This window comes from Clavibacter sp. B3I6, from assembly GCF_030816895.1.
GTDB lineage: Bacteria > Actinomycetota > Actinomycetes > Actinomycetales > Microbacteriaceae > Clavibacter.
In genome coordinates this window covers 433,185-450,385 of record NZ_JAUSYL010000001.1, presented here as the reverse complement: position 1 = coordinate 450,385, position 17,201 = coordinate 433,185, and the positions used below count along the sequence as shown (strand labels likewise).

Here is a 17,201-nt window from a genome sequence, read left to right as displayed (position 1 = left end):
CGCGGGCGCTCCGTCCGACCCCCGGCCAGCCGGTAGGTTGGACACCGACGAGAGGGTGGTGGATGGACAAGCAGCGTGACTTCGTCCTGCGGACGATCGAGGAGCGCGGGATCAAGTTCGTGCGCCTGTGGTTCACCGACGTGACCGGCACCCTGAAGTCGGTCGCGATCGCCCCGGCCGAGGTCGAGGGCGCGTTCGCGGAGGGCCTCGGCTTCGACGGCTCCGCCATCGAGGGCCTCACCCGCTCCTACGAGGCCGACATGCTGGCCCACCCGGATCCGACGACGTTCCAGATCCTCCCGTGGCGCGGCGAGATCGACCCGACCGCGCGCATGTTCTGCGACATCTCCACGCCCGACGGCCAGCCCGCCATCGCCGATCCGCGCAACGTGCTGAAGCGCACGCTGGAGAAGGCCGCCGACCGCGGCTTCACCTTCTACACGCACCCCGAGATCGAGTTCTACCTCCTCAAGTCGAGCGAGTTCGGCGTCGACGGGCCGGAGCCCGTCGACGCGGCCGGCTACTTCGACAACGTCCCCGGCGGCACGGCGCACGACTTCCGCCGCCGCTCGGTGCGCATGCTCGAGGACCTCGGCATCTCCGTCGAGTTCAGCCACCACGAGGCGGGCCCCGGCCAGAACGAGATCGACCTCCGGTACGCGGACGCGCTCACCACGGCGGACAACATCATGACGTTCCGCACGGTGATCAAGGAGGTGGCGATCGAGCAGGGCGTCTACGCGACGTTCATGCCGAAGCCCCTCGCGGCGCAGCCCGGCAGCGGCATGCACACGCACATGTCGCTGTTCGAGGGCGACGTCAACGCGTTCTACGCGTCGGGCGCCGAGTACCAGCTCTCCACGATCGGCCGCCAGTTCATCGCGGGCCTGCTGCGGCACGCCCCCGAGATCACGGCGGTCACCAACCAGTTCGTCAACTCGTACAAGCGGCTCTGGGGCGGCGGCGAGGCGCCGAGCTTCGTCACGTGGGGCCACAACAACCGCTCCGCGCTCGTGCGCGTGCCGCTGTACAAGCCCAACAAGGGCAACAGCTCGCGCGTCGAGTACCGCGCCATCGACTCCGCGGCCAACCCGTACCTCTCGTTCTCGCTCATGCTGGCCGCCGGCCTCAAGGGCATCGAGGAGGGCTACGAGCTGCCGCCCGAGGCCGAGGACAACGTGTGGAGCCTCAGCGACGCCGAGCGCCGCGCCCTCGGCTACGCGCCGCTGCCGTCGAGCCTCGACCACGCGATCCAGCTCATGGAGCGCTCCGAGCTCGTCGCGGAGACCCTCGGGGAGCAGGTGTTCAACTACGTCCTGCTCAACAAGCGGCAGGAGTGGCGCGACTACCGCGCACAGGTGACGCCGTACGAGCTGCGCTCCAACCTCGAGATGCTCTGACCCGGATCCCCGTCCGGCAGAGCAGCACCCGCACGAGCACCGACATCCGACGACGAGGCCGGAGCCCCCGATGAGACGCGGACAGACCCTGATCGGCGCCCTGGCGCGGGCGGGCTTCGCGCGCCTGAGCGAGGTCGGCGCGACGCTCGCGGAGGCCTCGGAGCTGTCGGGCTGGCCCGAGGCCGACCTCGTCGAGGCCCTCACGCCGAGCGCCGACCCCGACGCGGCGCTCGACGCGCTGGTGCACCTGCTCCGGATCGACCCCGAGCGCACGCGCGCCGTCCTCGGCGACGACGACGCCCGCCACCGGCTGGCCCGGGTCCTCGGCTCCTCCCACGGCCTCGCCGACTTCCTGGCCCGGCATCCGTCGGAGCTCGATGCGTTCGCCCGACCGCTCGGGCGCGCTCCGGCCCCGGACGACGCCCGGGAGCAGCTCCTCGCGGCGGTCGGCGCCGTCGAGGGCGTCGCCGCGCTGACGGGGACGGAGGCGCGCGCGGCGCTGAGGATCCGGTACCGGGCCCTCGTCGCCCGGGTCGCCGCCTGGGACCTCGTCCACGCGGATCCGCTGGCGGCGGTCCGCCCCGTCACCGCCGCCCTCGCGGACCTCGCCGGCGCGGCGCTCGAGGCGTCCCTCGCGGTCGCCCGCGCCGAGCTCTCGGCCCCCGGCACCTTCGGGCGGGCGCGGCCCGAGGAGATCGCCGCGACCCGCCTCGCCGTCATCGGCATGGGCAAGGCCGGCGCCCGGGAGCTCAACTACGTGAGCGACGTCGACGTGATCTTCGTCGCCGAGGCCGCGACCGACGCCGACGGCGAGCCGCTCATCGAGCCGCATCGCGCCGTCGAGCTCGCGACCCGCCTGGCCGTGCTCACCATGCGTGGCATCGACGAGCACGAGATCGAGCCGGCCCTGTGGGAGGTGGACGCGAACCTCCGTCCCGAGGGCAAGGCGGGCGCGCTGGTCCGCACGCTCGAGTCGCACCTCGCGTACTACGACCGCTGGGCGAAGGACTGGGAGTTCCAGGCCCTGCTCAAGGCCCGGCCGCTCGCCGGGGACGTGGACCTGGGGGAGCGGTACGCGGACGCCGTCGCTCCGCTCGTCTGGTCGAGCGCCTCGCGGGAGGGCTTCGTCGGCCAGGTGCAGCGGATGCGCACGCGGGTCACCGACAACATCCCCGCCGACCAGCTCCACCAGCAGATCAAGCTCGGACCGGGCGGGATCCGCGACATCGAGTTCACGGTGCAGCTCCTCCAGCTCGTGCACGGGCAGACGGACGAGGAGGTCCGCCACCGGGGGACCCTGCCGGCGCTCGTGGCCCTCGCCGACGCCGGCTACATCGGCCGCACGGAGGCGGGCGACTTCGCCCGCGACTACCGCTACCTGCGGCTGCTGGAGCACCGCCTGCAGCTCGACCGCCTGCACCGCACGCACCTGATGCCGACCGACGAGGAGCGGATCCGCGTCCTCGCCCGGAGCACGGGACTCGACGGCCGCGCGGAGGAGCTGACGGCGCGCTGGACCGCGACCAAGACCCGGGTGCGCACCCTCCACGAGCGGCTGTTCTACCGCCCGCTCCTCGCCGCCGTCGCGTCGCTGCCCGAGGAGACCCTCGCGCTCACGAGCGACCAGGCCGCCGCGCGCCTCTCGGCCATCGGCTTCGTGGACGCGCGCGGCGCGCTCGCCCACATCCGCGCCCTCGCGCAGGGGGTCTCCCGGAGCTCCGCCATCCAGCGGCACCTGCTCCCGGTCCTCCTGCAGTGGTTCGCCGACGGCCCGGACCCCGACCACGGCCTGCTCGCGTTCCGCCGGCTCAGCGAGGCGCTGGGGGAGGCCACCTGGTTCCTCCGCATGCTCCGCGACTCCTCGGGCGCGGCCCAGCGCCTCGCGCAGGTGCTGTCCGGATCCCGCTACGTGTCCGAGCTCCTCGACCGCGTCCCCGAAGCCGCGGCTTGGCTCGCCCGCGACGAGGACCTGCGCCCGCGCACGTGGGCCGCGCTCGAGGAGGAGGCCGTCGCGACCGTCAACCGGCACCCGACCGCCGATGCCGCGGCCGCCGCGCTGCGCACCCTCCGCCGTCGCGAGGTCCTGCGCCTCGCCATCGGCGCCATCGTCGGCGTCACGCACGTCGAGACGCTCGGGCCGTCGCTCGCCGACATCACCTCGGCGACCTTGCGCGGCGTCATGCGCGCCATCCGCCGCGAGGACGGCCCCTGGCCCGAGTTCGCGGTCGTCGCGATGGGCCGCTACGGCGGCGCCGAGCTCGGCTTCGGATCCGACGCCGACGTCATGCACGTCTACCGCCCGATCGCGGGGATGGATCCCGAGCTGGCGCAGCGCCGCGCCCAGCTCATCGTGTCCGAGCTCACGCGCCTCACGGACGACTCGCGCCTCCCGCTCGACCTCGACACGGGCCTGCGCCCCGAGGGCCGCAACGGCCCCGTGGTCCGCTCCTTCGCCTCGTACCGCGCCTACTACGAGCGCTGGTCGCTCACGTGGGAGGCCCAGGCGCTGCTCCGTGCCCGCGGGGTCGTCGGGGACAGCGGGCTCATCGCCGACTTCACGGCGCTGGCCGACCGCTTCCGGTACCCGGACGGCATGGGCGAGGCGGACGTCCGCGAGATCAAGCGCATCAAGGCGCGCGTGGAGAACGAGCGGCTGCCGCAGGGCGCGGATCCCACCCGTCACCTGAAGCTCGGACGCGGCTCGCTCAGCGACGTCGAGTGGCTCGTGCAGCTGATCCAGCTGCAGCACGCGCACGCGCACCCCGCCCTGCGCACGCCGACGACGCTCGGCGCCCTCGACGCCGCCGTCGACGCCGGCCTCGTCCTCCCGGACGACGCGGCACGGCTCCGTGACGCGTGGCTGCTCGCCTCCCGCGTGCGCTCCGCGATGACGCTCTGGACGAACCGCACGGCCGACGTGCTGCCCGCCGATCGCGCCGCGCTGGACGCCATCGCCCGTCTCCTGGAGTACCCGCCCGGCTCGGCGACGGTGCTCGAGGAGGAGTACCTGGGCGTGACCCGTCGCTCCCGGGCGGTGTTCGAGCGGCTCTTCTACGGGCTCGACGAACGTCCCGAACCGCGCGGCGCCTGACCGGGCGGCATGCGCCGTCACGACGACGGGCCGCCCTCCCGGAGGAGGACGGCCCGTGCGTCATGCGCCCCGGTGCGGGGCGCCGGCAGGATCAGACGCCGTAGTACAGCTCGAACTCGAACGGGTGCGGGCGCTGCGCGAGGGGCTTGATCTCCATCTCGCGCTTGTACTCGATCCACGTCTCGATGAGGTCGGTCGTGAACACGTTGCCGGCCGTGAGGAACTCGTGGTCGGCCTCGAGCGCTTCGAGGGCGGCACCGAGGGACGCGGGCACCTGCGGGATGTTCTTCGCCTCCTCGGGCGGGAGCTCGTAGAGGTCCTTGTCGACGGGCTCGTGCGGCTCGATGCGGTTCTTGATGCCGTCGATGCCGGCCATGAGCTGCGCCGCGAACGCGAGGTACGGGTTGCTCGAGGCGTCGGGGGCGCGGAACTCGATGCGCTTGGCCTTCGGGTTCGTGCCCGTGATCGGGATGCGGATCGACGCGGAGCGGTTGCCCGCCGAGTAGACCAGGTTGACGGGCGCCTCGAAGCCGGGCACCAGGCGGTGGTAGGAGTTCACCGTCGGGTTCGTGAACGCGAGGATGGCGGGCGCGTGCTTGAGGATGCCGCCGATGTACCAGCGCGCGAGGTCGGACAGTCCGCCGTAGCCGGCCTCGTCGTAGAAGAGCGGCTTGCCGTCGTTCCAGAGCGACTGGTGCGTGTGCATGCCCGAGCCGTTGTCGCCGAAGAGTGGCTTCGGCATGAACGTGGCCGTCTTGCCCCACTGCTCGGCCGTGTTCTTGACGATGTACTTGAACTTGAGGATGTCGTCCGCCGCATGCACCATGGTGTCGAAGCGGTAGTTGATCTCGGCCTGGCCGCCGGTGCCCACCTCGTGGTGCGCGCGCTCCAGGATGAGGCCCGCGTCGATCAGCTTGAGGCTGATGTCGTCGCGGAGGTCGGCCTGCTTGTCGACGGGGCTGACGGGGAAGTAGCCGCCCTTGTACGGCGTCTTGTTGCCGAGGTTGCCGCCCTCCTCCTCGCGTCCCGAGTTCCAGGCGCCCTCCTCGGAGTCGACCGAGTAGAAGCTCGTGTGCTGGTTCACCTCGTAGCGGACGTCGTCGAAGATGTAGAACTCGGCCTCGGGTGCGAAGAACGCGGTGTCGGCGATGCCGGACGCAGCGAGGAACTTCTCGGCCTTCTTGGCCACCTGGCGCGGGTCGCGGGCGTAGATCTCGCCGTTCCGGGGGTTGTAGATGTCGAAGACCATGATGAGCGTGCGCTCGATGCGGAACGGGTCGACGTACGCCGTCGTCACGTCGGGGATGAGCTGCATGTCCGACTCGTGGATGCTCGCGAAGCCGCGGATCGACGACCCGTCGAACAGCTGGCCGACGGAGAAGAACTCCTCGTCGACGGTGGAGGCGGGGATGTTGAAGTGCTGCTGCACCCCGGGCAGGTCGGTGAACCGGATATCGAGGAACTTGACGTCGGTGTCCTTGATGAACGCGAGCACCTCGGATGAGTCTCTGAACATGTGGTGTCTCCAAAAGGGGGGCCGGAGCGGATGAGACTGACGGTTTCAGCCCTTACGACCCTAGGGGGAAGGGGTTACCTCGCCATAACCACCGTGTTTCCGCGATGTTACGCAGACCGACCCGGGCGCGTCGCCCGCTGTCCGCATGCGCCGGGGATCAGGGGATCCACCGGTGGCGCGCCTAGGATCGGATCGTGGCCGCGACTCCCGACATGTCCGCTCTCGGCGATCCCGGACGGAACAGGTGGCCGGGGGAGCGCCTCGGCCTCCCCGAGCGCGGCCGCGGCTCCGTCGCCCGGGCCGGGCGTCGCATCGTCGGGATCTGCATCGACTGGGCCCTCGCGGTCCTCGTCTCGTGGGCGTTCTTCGCGTACGACTCCGCGGCCACCCTCGCGATCTTCGCGGTCATGCAGTACGTCCTCATCGTCACGCTGGGCGGGAGCGTCGGCCACGTCGTGCTGGGCATGCGCGTCCGACCGCTCGGCGGCGGCTACGTCTCGCTGTGGCGTCCCGCCGTGCGCACCCTGCTGATCTGCCTGGTCCTGCCCGCCGTCGTCTGGAACGCCGACCAGCGCGGGCTGCACGATGTCTTCTCCGGGACGGTGCTGGTCCGCACGTCCTGACGCGTCCCGCACGCGTGGCACGGTGGCCGCGAGGACGGCGGACGGCGGACTCAGCTCGGCTCGCACCCCAGGTACACGAGCTCCGGGTCGACGCCCCCGAGCACGACGCGCGCGGGGGATCCGGCGCGGACGGCGCCGAGCTCGCGGCTCTCGGTCTCGCGGCCGTCGTCCGACCTCCCGGTCGTCACCTCGAAGCGGACGAGCGCGGCGCTGCAGTCCGTCGGCGCCGTCATGTCGAGGAGCGTGCACGAGCTCGTGTCCACGCACTCGCTCGCCCGGGTCGCCGGATCGACGACCGGGACGATGGTCGCGCCGTCCGTGAGGTCGGTCCCGATCGTGGTGAACTGCGCGCGCGTGGAGTCCTGGAAGCTCACCAGCACGACCAGGACGCCCGCCAGGGCGCAGACCGCGGCGATGGAGGGCCCGAGTCCGCGGCTCGCGCGCTCACGTCGGGACCGGCCGTAGGGGGAGCGCCGCTCGGTCGTCGTGCGGGCGGCCGGTGGACCCGACGGGGCACCGGCCGACGAGGGCGCCGGGCGCGGCGGTCCCGAGGGCGAGCTCGCACCCGCCGCCGTGCGCTGACGCAGGAGGAGGGCATCGCGCGCCAGGGTCAGCTGCACGAAGCGCTCGTGCGCGGCACGCAGCTGCTGCGGAGTCGCGCCGGGAAGGCGGTCGGGATGCGTCTCGCGCGCCCGGCGTGCGTACGCGCGGCTGACGGCCGCCCGGTCGGCGTCCACGTCGACGCCGAGCAGTGCCGCAGCGGAGGCCGGATCCATGGGCTCAGTCTGCGCCGGGGCCGGTGACCGCGCAAACGCCGGTCGGCGGGCGGATCAGCGTGCCCGGGACGGGCGGACCTTGAAGGGGTCGACGCCCTTCGGGATGGGCATGCTGTTCTGCCCGAGCGAGGTGAGTCGGTTGTTGACGGCCAGCACCTCGGCCTTGGTGATGGTGCGCGGGAACCGCTGCAGGCGACCGGCGAGCTTGTGCAGCTCGACGGAGTCGGCGTCGGGACCGACGAAGACGAAGTGCACCGGGACGTTGGGGAGGACGCGCGCGATCTTGCGACGCTCGTCCTCGAGCATGCGCGTGGTGCGGCTCTTCGGACCCTCGCCGATGAGGGCGACACCCGACCGGCCGACGGCGCGGTAGACCGCGTCCTGCGACTTGCCGTTCACGGCGACGGGCATCTCGCTGCCCACCCACCCGCGCTTGAGCGAGCTGCGGAGGACGACGCCGACGGCGCCGGGCTGGCCCTTGATCTGCAGGTACGCGGCGCGCTCCGCCTTGCGGCCGAGCACGATGAGGAAGGCGAGCACGCCCGCGAACACGCCCGCGACGACGAACAGGATCCCGGTGAGCCAGTTGCCTCCGGTGGCGAAGATCGCGAGGAGGACGCCCACGACGACGGGGCCCAGCAGCGCCAGGAGCATCCACCAGACCGAGCTCTTGTCGTATCGCCGGGTCATCTGGAAGACCTGCCACATCTGCTTGATGCGGCCGGGTTCCTTGGGCGCCTTCGGAGAGGCTGTCTTGCGGGCCATGCCGCCCACGATACCGGTGCGCGGCACCGTCCCGGAACGGGGCGGGCGGGACCCGCGATCCCGGGGAGCGGACGGGACGCCACCGCGTCCCCCACAGGTGCGCGATCAGCATCGGGCTCCCCGGCTGCGCGCTCGCGATGGACGTGCCCCCGCGGGGAGCGCCACCTTCGCGACCGGGAGCCGCTCCCGCCCGACCCGCCATCGGTCGCACGGGAGCCGGGGGCGGGATGCGAGCACGAGAGGACGTGATGCGATGCGCGAGGGACGAGCCGCGGACAGACGGCGGACGGCGACCGGAGGGCGACGTCCGGACGCGATGGGGCCTCGCGCCGACGGAACCCCGGATGAGGTGGTGCGTGCCAGGACGCGTCGGCGTAGGAAGGCGAACGCCGTGGACGCGGCGCCGGTCGTCGCCGGGTACCGCCTGGTGCGGCTCATGGGGAGGGGCAGGTGTTGTGAGGTGCACCTCGGGCGACCGTCGGGTGCACGCGACGCCGGGGGCGTCGCCGAGAACGTCGCGGTGAAGATCGTGCCGGCGACGGACCGCAGCCGTGGGGAGGCCGAGATCCTCGCGCTCCAGGCGGTCTCGTCCGAACACGTCGTCGCCCTGCGGGACGTCGCGACGCTCGCGGACGGGAGCCTCTGCATCGTGCAGTCCCTCGGGTCCCGCGGCACCGCGGCCGCCCTCCTCGCGCGTCGGGGAGCCCTGACGCCGGGGGAGACCGTGACCCTCGTCGTCTCCCTGCTGCGGGGCCTGGGCGACCTCCATGACGCGGGGTTCGCGCACGGCGCCCTCGACCTGACGCACGTGGTCCTGGACGCGTCGGGACGTCCGATGCTCGCCGGCCTCGGATCCTCCCACTCGCTGGACGACGGCGGAGGGGCCGAGCATGTGCGGGCCCTCGACCCCGTCGAGCAGGACCTGACCCGTGTCGCGCGCATCGTCCGGGCTCTCCGGGATCCCGCCGACGCACGCGGACGTGTCTCGGATGACCGCTGGGAGGACTGGCTCGAGGTGCTCGACCTCACCATCCACGGCGAGTCCGATCTCTCGGCCCACGACCTCGCGGATCGCCTGCTCGACGTGGCGGACGGCGCCCCGCTCGCGGATGCGGCCGAGCCCGCGCGCGCTGACGGGGCCCTCAGGGGCATGGCGACGGGTGCTCTCGCACCAGCGGCGGGTGCGCGGGGCGGTCAGGAGGACCTGCGACGCTCGCACTCCACGGCGGCGAGGGCCGGTGTCGGGCGCCGACACCGTGCGGTCCCGAGTCGCCGGGCGAGGGGGTCTGCGACGCGAGGGCTGCGGTGGCGTCAGGCGGTGCGAGGGGAGTTGGCCGCGGTCCGCCCGCGCGTGTGGGCGCTCGGCGTGTCCGCCCTCCTGCTGCTCGTCGCGGGGACCGTCACGCTTTCGTCCCTGGCGGACGCCGCGCACAGCCGGTCCGCCCACGCCGAGGATCCGGCGGCCGAGCCGACGGCCCCGCCGGCGGCGGTCGCGCATGCGGACCTAGATCCCTCCCCGGGACCGGAGAGCCCGGCTGCACCGAACGCACTCGCGTCGGCATCCGCGGACCCGGGCGCAGCGGCCCCCGCGCTACTCCGGATGCGGGCGACATGCCTGCGGAACGCCGACGTTGCGTGCCTCTCCGGGGTCGACGAGAGCGGCTCCGCCGTCGAGGACGCCGACAGGACGAGGATCGCCGACGGCGGCGGCGGCACCTCGGACGACGCGGCGTTGCATGCCGGCGATCGGATCGGACCCGTCCAGCGGCTCGGTGACGGCGCCGTCGTGGAGCTGCAGGCCGAGGACGCCCGGGAACGCCGACCGGCCTCCCTCCTGATGGTCAGGGGGGAGGCCGGGTGGCGGATCAGGGACCTGATGGACGACCGGTGACGTTAGCCGTCGGTCGTGGTTCCGGTCGCGGGCTAGATGCCCAGGTCGGCGTCGAAGGCGCCGGCCTCCAGACGGTTCTTCACGGCCACGAGGAAGCGCGACGCGTCGGCGCCGTCGACGATCCGGTGGTCGTACGACAGCGCGAGGTACACGGTCGACCGGATCGCGATGGTGTCCTGGCCGTCGGCCGTGATGACGACCGGACGCTTGGTCACGATGCCGGTGCCGAGGATGGCCGACTGCGGCAGGAACACGACGGGCGTGTCGAAGAGCGCTCCACGCGAACCCGTGTTGGTCAGCGTGAAGGTGCCGCCCGCCAGCTCGTCCGGCGACAGCTTGTTGTCACGCGTGCGGGCGGCGAGGTCGGCGATCTCCGACGCGAACTGCGCCAGGTTCTTGCCCTCGGCGTTCTTCACCACGGGCGTCAGGAGTCCGCGCTCGGTGTCCACCGCGATGCTGATGTTCTCGTGGTCCGGGTACACGATGCTGTCGCCGTCGACCGTCGCGTTCACGACGGGGTACGCCTTGAGCGCCTCGGCGGCGGCCAGGGCGAAGAACGGCAGGAAGGACAGCTTGACGCCGGTCTTCTCCACGAAGTCGCCCTTCACGCGGTCGCGGAAGCGCGCCACCTTCGTGACGTCCACCTCCACCACCGAGGTGAGCTGGGCGGTGGACTGCATCGACACGACCGCGCGGTCGGCGATGAGCTTGCGCATGCGGGACATCTTCGCGGTCGTGCCGCGGAGCGGGGACGTCTCGAGAGGAGCCGCTGCGGCCGTCGCGGGAGCGGACGGGGCGGGCGCGCTGGCCTTCGCCGCCGCAGCCTCCGCCGCGGCGAGGACGTCCTCCTTGCGGATGCGCCCGCCAACGCCCGTGCCGGTCACGCTGCTGATGTCGACGCCGCGCTCGTTCGCGAGCTTGCGGACGAGCGGGGTGACGTAGCCGGCGTTGCCGGACGGGGCCGGAGCCGGGGCTGCGGCAGCAGCGGGCGCCGCGGCAGGAGCCGGAGCGGCAGCGGGCGCCGGAGCTGCAGCGGGCGCCGGAGCTGCAGCGGGCGCAGGAGCGGCCGGAGCGGGAGCGGGGGTGGCCTCAGGAGCGGGAGCGGCCTGCGCGGCCGCGGGAGCCGGCTCGGGCTCGACGGGCGAGGGGGCCTCGGCGTCGTCGTCCGCCTCGGTGGAGGGGATGACCTGGTCGTCCACCGCCTCCTCCGCGGGAGCCTCCTGCTGCTCCTCGGCGGCCGCAGCGGGCTCCTCGGCCGGGGCGTCGCCGCCGCCGGATCCGTCGCCGATGCGCACCAGGACGGCGCCGACCTCGACGGTCTCGTCCTCCTGGACCAGGATCTCCTCGATCACGCCGGCGACAGGGGAGGGGATCTCGGTGTCGACCTTGTCGGTCGACACCTCGAGCAGGGGCTCGTCGACCTCGACGTGGTCGCCGACGTTCTTGAGCCAGCGGGTCACCGTGCCCTCGGTGACGCTCTCGCCGAGTGCGGGGAGGTGGACGGATTCGCTCATGGGGTTGTCTCCTTCAGGCCCGACTCCGGACCCGGCTTGTGTGTCGGTGTTGGCAGGGTGCTACAGGGCGTGCAGAGGGGTCCCGGCGAGGGCCAGGTGGGCCTCCCCGAGCGCCTCGTTCTGAGTGGGGTGGGCGTGCACCAGGTTGGCGACGTCCTCGGGGTAGGCCTCCCAGTTCACGATGAGCTGGCCCTCGCCGATGAGCTCGCCGACGCGCGCGCCGATCATGTGGATGCCGACGACGGGGCCGTCCTGCACCCGGACCACCTTGACGGAACCCGCCGTGCCGATGATCGAGCTCTTGCCGTTGCCGCCGAGGTTGTACTCGTAGCTGGAGACCTTGTCGGCGCCGAACTTCTCGACGGCCTTGGCCTCGCTGTAGCCCACGCTCGCGACCTCGGGGTCGGAGTAGGTGACCTTGGGGATGTTGATGTCCTCGACGACGACGGGCTTGTTGCCCGCGATCTCCTCGGCCACGAAGATGCCCTGCTGGAAGCCGCGGTGAGCGAGCTGCAGCCCGGGGACGATGTCGCCGACAGCGTAGACGCCGGGGACGCTGGTCTGGAGGCGCTCGTCCGTCAGCACGAAGCCGCGGTCCGTCTTCACGCCCGCCTCCTCGAAGCCGAGGCCCTGCGTGGCCGGACCGCGACCGACGGCGACGAGGAGGATGTCCGCGTCGTAGGAGGTGCCGTCCTCGAGGGTGACCTGGACCCCCTGGTCGTCCTGCGTGACCGACTTGAACCGCACGCCGAGGGAGAAGGCGATTCCGCGCTTGCGGAACGCGCGCTCGAACTGCTTGCTGATCGACTCCTCCTCGTTCGGGACGAGGTGGGGGAGGGCTTCGATGATCTGCACGTCGACACCGAACGAGCGCCAGACGGAGGCGAACTCCACGCCGATGACGCCGCCGCCGAGGATCGCGACCTTCTTGGGGATGTAGTCGAGCTCGAGGGCCTGCTCGCTCGTGATGACGCGCCCGCCGATCTCGAGGCCGGGGAGCGTGCGCGAGTAGGAGCCGGTCGCGAGGACGATGCTCGTGCCGGTGATGGTCTGGTCGCCGACCTGCACGGTGGTGCCGGAGGTCAGGCGTCCCTCGCCCTCGATGACGGTGATGCCGCGGGCCTTGATGAGGCCCTGGAGGCCCTTGTACTTGCTGGCGACGATGGCCTCGCGGTACGCCGTGACGCGCGCGATGTCGACCCCGTCGAACGTGACGTTGACGCCGTACTTCTCCGACTCCCGCGAGACGTCGGCCACCTCGGCCGAGTGCAGGAGGGCCTTGGTGGGGATGCAGCCGCGGTGGAGGCACGTGCCGCCCAGCTTGCCCTTCTCCACGAGGCCCACGGTCTTGCCCAGCTGCACCGCGCGGAGCGCTGCCGCGTATCCGCCGCTCCCGCCGCCGAGCACCACCACGTCAAAGTTCTGTTCCGACACCCAGGATCTCCCTCGTATGCATCAGGTCGTGTCATGCGACCGCCCGACCGGGCAGGCGCGGGACCCCCTCAGGAGGCCTCTCCGAGCCTACTACGCGCGCGAAAAACCGGCGGCCAGGGCCAGGAGCGTGCGGACGGCGACGCCGGTCGGCCCCTTGCCCGTGAAGCCGTGCCCACCGCCCTTGTTGTGGGACGGCCCGGCGATGTCGATGTGGGCCCACGGGATCCGCGGGGCGTCGTCGGCGTCGCTCGTGCGACCCACGAACTCCTTGAGGAAGACGCCGGCCACGAGCATGCCGCCCGCGGGGTTGCCCGGCTTGACGTTCGCGATGTCCGCGACATCGGAGGCGAGGAGCGCGCGCATCTCCTCGGGGAGGGGCATGCCCCACATGCTCTCGCCCTGCTCGCGAGCCGCGTCGAGGAGGCGCGCGACGAGCGCGTCCTCTCCCATGACCGCGGAGTACCGCTCGCCGAGCGCCACGACCTGGGCGCCGGTCAGCGTCGCGATGTCCACGATCGCGTCCGGGTGCTCCTCGCTGGCGGCCACGATGCCGTCGGCCATGACGAGCCGGCCCTCGGCGTCCGTGTTGAGGACCTCGACCGTCGTGCCGCCGCGCATGCGGAGGACGTCGTCCGGGCGGATGGCCGATCCCGACGGCATGTTCTCGGCGATGCAGAGCCATGCCGTGAGGCGCACGGGGAGCTGCAGCCGCGCCGCGGCGACGACGACCTCGAGGATGGTGGCCGCTCCGGTCATGTCGTACTTCATGCCGATCATCGGCACGGCGGGCTTCAGCGAGATGCCGCCGGTGTCGTAGGTGATGCCCTTGCCGACGAGCGCGAGGTGGCGCGTCGCGCCGGCGGGGGAGTAGGCGACCTTCACGAGGCGCGGCGGGCGGGTGGATCCCTGGCCGACGCCGAGGATCCCGCCGAACCCGTCCGCCGCGAGGGCCTCCTCGTCCCAGACGCGGACGTCGACGGGCAGGCCGGTGGCGCGCTCGCGGACGGCGTCCACGAAGGTCGCCGGGTACAGGTCGAGCGGCGGCGTGTTGACGAGGTCCTTGGTCCCGCCGACGGCGTCCGCCACGGTCGTCGCGCGCGCCACGGCCTCGTCGGCGTCCTCGGCGGTCCACGAGTCGCCCTGCGCGACGACGGTGACGGCGGACGCGCGCGGCTTCTGCCCGGCGAGCGAGTCGTGGCGGTACGCGTCGAAGGAGTACGCCCCGAGCGCGGCGCCCTCGAGCACGGCGGTGAGCTCGTCGAGCGACGACACGGGGACCGCGACCGCGACGCGCTCCACCCCCCGCAGCTGGCGCGTGGCGGTGCCGACGGCGTAGCGGAGCGCGACCGTGTCCAGCGGGGCCGAGCCCAGGCCGACCAGGGCGATCGCGCGGGCGGCGGTCCCCGTGCCGGCGACGCGGACGACCTCGTCGCGGGCGCCCGTCACCCCCACCGCGACCAGGCCCGCGGCGTCGAGCTCGAGGCCCTCCGGAGCGTGGACGCGGATGCCCTCCTTCTCGCTGGAGACGGCGACGACGAGCGCGTCCGCCTCGACGTCGATGGCGCGGTCGGAGGACACGGAGAGGAGGGGAGTGGTCATGGGCCACGAGCCTATCGACGCGCGTCCGGGCATCCGTCGGGGCGCGCGGGCGCCTGTGCAGCAGCCCGGCCGCGCACCGACGGGCCGGAGTCGGCACGCGTGTTCGCTGAGGGCGGCACCGAGAGGCCGCCGTCCGGGAGGGCGTGCCGGAGGCGCGGCCTAGAGTTGGAGCATGGCTGACGCGGACGGACTGTACGAGATCGACACCGACATCGGCGAGGTCCCGACCGGCCTGCCCCTGGTCGCCGGCCTGACCGGGTTCTCCGACGCGGGGTCCGGCGTCTCACAGGTCAGCGAGTACCTCCTGAGCACGCTGAGCCACCGCGACGTGCTGCGCTTCGACACCGACACGCTGCTCGACTACCGGGCCCGCCGTCCCACGATCTACTTCGACCAGGACCACCTCGCCGACTACCGCCCGGCGCGGCTCGCCCTGTACCTGGCGCACGACGAGATCGGCCAGCCCTTCCTCCTGCTCACCGGCTTCGAGCCCGACTTCCGATGGGAGGCCTTCACCGCCGCCGTCCTCGGGATCGTCGACCGGTACCGCGTCTCGACCACCACCTGGGTGCACAGCATCCCGATGCCCGTGCCGCACACCCGCGACATCAACGTCACCGTCAGCGGCAACCGCACGGAGCTCATCGACGCGCTCAGCGTCTGGAAGCCGCACACGCAGGTGCCCGCCAACGCGCTGCACCTCGTCGAGCACCGCCTCCACGACGCGGGCCACCCCGTCGCCGGCTTCGTGCTCCTCGTCCCGCACTACCTCGCGGACACGGAGTTCCCGCTCGCCGCGGTCGCCGCGCTCGAGAGCATCAGCGCCGCCACCGGGCTGATCTTCCCGACCGACCGGCTGCGGGAGGAGGGCCGCGACTTCGTGGGCCGCATCGACGAGCAGGTCGCCGGCAACCAGGAGCTCGCGCGCCTCGTCACCACGCTCGAGGAGCGCTACGACAGCTACATGGAGGACACCCCGCTCAAGTCGCCGCTCACGGACGAGGACGGCGCGCTGCCGACCGCGGACGAGATCGCGGCGGAGCTGGAGAAGTTCCTCGCCCGTCGCCGTCCCGGCGACGGCGACCTGGCGTGATCCCGCAGCTCTGATCCGACCGGCCTGGGACCGTCGGTCCCCGAGCGACCGCCGCGACGTCGGGCGAGGGTCAGCTCCCGGCCTCGGTATCCTCGACCCGATGAGCACCCGTCGCGCCCGCATCGTCCTCGGCGTCGCGATGGCGGCGTACCTCTCCTCCGTCCTGCAGCGCGGATCGCTCGGGATCGCCTCGGTCGAGGCCGGCGAGCGGTTCCACGCGTCGGCCTCGCTGCTCTCGACGCTGGCCGTCGCGCAGCTCGTCGTGTACGCGGCCCTGCAGATCCCGGTCGGCGTGCTCATCGACCGGATCGGTCCGCGGGTCCTGCTCGCGAGCGGGGCCCTGCTCATGGTCGCCGGGCAGGTCACGCTCGCGCTGTCCACGACGCTCGAGGTCGCGATCCTCGGGCGCATGCTCGTGGGGGCGGGCGACGCCATGACCTTCGTCTCGGGCCTGCGCCTCATCAACTCCTGGTTCTCGGGCCCGCGGGTGCCGGTGCTCTCGCAGTGGTTCGCGAACGTCGGCCAGCTCGGGCAGGTGCTCTCCGCGATCCCGCTCTCCCTCGTGCTCCACACCGCCGGGTGGACCCCCGCCTTCCTGGGCTCCGCGTCGGTGGCGGTGGTCGCCCTCGTGGCCGTCCTGGTCGCCGTGCGCGACCGCCCGGCCGGCGACGCACGGCCGCCGCGCGCGACCTGGGGCGACTCGATGCGCGAGCTCGGCCGGAGCCTCCGTCGCCCCGGGACGCAGCTCGGCTTCTGGTCGCACTTCGTGACGCAGTCCTCCGGCGTCGTGTTCAGCCTCCTGTGGGGCTTCCCCTTCCTCGTCGGGGCGCTGGGCTACAGCCCCGCCCTCGCGTCCGGCCTCCTCATCGTCGTCGTGGCGTCGGGCATGGTCGTGGGACCCGTCATCGGGATCCTCACCGGGCGCTTCCCGTTCCGCCGCTCCAACCTCGTCCTCGGCATCGTCGCCATGATGGGCGCGGCGTGGGCGGTCCTCCTCCTCTGGCCGGGCGTGCCGCCGCTCGCCGTCGTGCTGCTCGTGGTCGTGGCCATCGGCATCGGCGGGCCGGGCTCGCAGGTCGGGCTGGACTTCGCCCGCACCTTCAATCCGCCGCGGAGCCTCGGCGCGGCCTCCGGGATCGTGAACGTGGCCGGTTTCGCGGCCAGCTTCACGATGATGCTGCTGATCGGGATCGCCCTCGACGTGCAGGACGGGATCCGGGTCGCCGGGGGCGCCGCGAGCGACCTCTACGCGTTCGACTCCTTCCGGGTCGCGTTCGCGGTGCAGTACCTCGTGGTGGGGTTCGGCACGGTCATGCTGGTGCGCACGCGGCGTCGGACGCGCCGCGTGCTGGCGGACGAGGGAATACGCGTGGGCCCCCTGTGGGTTGCCTACCTCGACAGACGACATCGCCGCCGCGCGTGACGACGGTCGACGCACGGGCGACGATGGCTCGCCCGCGCGCACATCCGTGCAATAATCAGGTACGGACCCGTTCATG

Annotated in this window: 12 protein-coding genes; 6 read left to right on the top strand and 6 right to left on the bottom strand. The window is 72.6% G+C overall.

Annotated elements, in window-relative coordinates; genetic code table 11:
• Positions 1–62: 62 nt before the first annotated feature.
• Positions 63–1,400, top strand: a complete 1,338-nt coding sequence (locus QFZ62_RS02065) for a glutamine synthetase family protein (RefSeq protein WP_307501138.1) — start codon at positions 63–65, stop codon at positions 1,398–1,400.
• 70 nt (positions 1,401–1,470) lie between these two features.
• A complete protein-coding gene (locus QFZ62_RS02060) occupies positions 1,471–4,491 on the top strand; it encodes a bifunctional [glutamine synthetase] adenylyltransferase/[glutamine synthetase]-adenylyl-L-tyrosine phosphorylase (protein ID WP_307501136.1) in 3,021 nt (1,006 codons plus the stop codon).
• Between the two features lie 91 nt (positions 4,492–4,582).
• Here the strand turns inward: QFZ62_RS02060 and glnA are convergent, their stop codons facing one another.
• On the bottom strand, positions 4,583–6,007 hold the full coding sequence (glnA, locus tag QFZ62_RS02055; RefSeq protein ID WP_307501134.1) for a type I glutamate--ammonia ligase: 1,425 nt from the start codon (positions 6,005–6,007) through the stop codon (positions 4,583–4,585).
• A gap of 194 nt (positions 6,008–6,201) precedes the next feature.
• On the opposite strand from glnA, the gene QFZ62_RS02050 reads away from it, so the two are divergent.
• Positions 6,202–6,630: an RDD family protein gene (locus tag QFZ62_RS02050; RefSeq protein ID WP_373425930.1), complete on the top strand. Its 429-nt coding sequence runs from the start codon at positions 6,202–6,204 to the stop codon at positions 6,628–6,630.
• Between the two features lie 50 nt (positions 6,631–6,680).
• On the opposite strand, the gene QFZ62_RS02045 is transcribed toward QFZ62_RS02050, so the two are convergent.
• Both QFZ62_RS02045 and QFZ62_RS02040 read right to left on the bottom strand, forming a co-directional pair.
• Entirely contained in the window at positions 6,681–7,406 is a 726-nt protein-coding gene (locus QFZ62_RS02045; RefSeq protein ID WP_307501132.1) for a J domain-containing protein, read from the bottom strand.
• Positions 7,407–7,460: 54 nt separating this feature from the next.
• Positions 7,461–8,171 (bottom strand): DUF4191 domain-containing protein, encoded by a 711-nt coding sequence (locus tag QFZ62_RS02040; protein ID WP_307501130.1) that lies wholly within the window; start codon positions 8,169–8,171, stop codon positions 7,461–7,463.
• Positions 8,172–8,562: 391 nt separating this feature from the next.
• Here QFZ62_RS02040 and QFZ62_RS02035 point away from each other — a divergent pair, with 391 nt between their 5' ends.
• Positions 8,563–10,062, top strand: a complete 1,500-nt coding sequence (locus tag QFZ62_RS02035) for a protein kinase (RefSeq protein ID WP_307501128.1) — start codon at positions 8,563–8,565, stop codon at positions 10,060–10,062.
• Between the two features lie 32 nt (positions 10,063–10,094).
• On the opposite strand, the gene sucB is transcribed toward QFZ62_RS02035, so the two are convergent.
• The 3 genes from sucB to QFZ62_RS02020 all read right to left on the bottom strand — a co-directional run bounded on the left by sucB (position 10,095) and on the right by QFZ62_RS02020 (position 14,609).
• Positions 10,095–11,576 (bottom strand): 2-oxoglutarate dehydrogenase, E2 component, dihydrolipoamide succinyltransferase, encoded by a 1,482-nt coding sequence (gene sucB / locus QFZ62_RS02030; RefSeq protein ID WP_307501126.1) that lies wholly within the window; start codon positions 11,574–11,576, stop codon positions 10,095–10,097.
• 60 nt (positions 11,577–11,636) lie between these two features.
• Positions 11,637–13,010: a dihydrolipoyl dehydrogenase gene (lpdA, locus tag QFZ62_RS02025; RefSeq protein WP_307501124.1), complete on the bottom strand. Its 1,374-nt coding sequence runs from the start codon at positions 13,008–13,010 to the stop codon at positions 11,637–11,639.
• Between the two features lie 90 nt (positions 13,011–13,100).
• Positions 13,101–14,609 carry a leucyl aminopeptidase gene (locus tag QFZ62_RS02020; protein ID WP_307501122.1) on the bottom strand — a complete coding sequence of 503 codons (1,509 nt, stop codon included), beginning with the start codon at positions 14,607–14,609 and terminating at the stop codon, positions 13,101–13,103.
• 172 nt (positions 14,610–14,781) lie between these two features.
• Between QFZ62_RS02020 and QFZ62_RS02015 the strand changes: the two genes are divergently transcribed.
• A complete protein-coding gene (locus QFZ62_RS02015) occupies positions 14,782–15,702 on the top strand; it encodes a proteasome assembly chaperone family protein (protein ID WP_307501120.1) in 921 nt (306 codons plus the stop codon).
• Between the two features lie 100 nt (positions 15,703–15,802).
• On the top strand, positions 15,803–17,125 hold the full coding sequence (locus tag QFZ62_RS02010) for a nitrate/nitrite transporter (protein ID WP_307501118.1): 1,323 nt from the start codon (positions 15,803–15,805) through the stop codon (positions 17,123–17,125).
• The last annotated feature ends 76 nt before the right edge of the window (positions 17,126–17,201 follow it).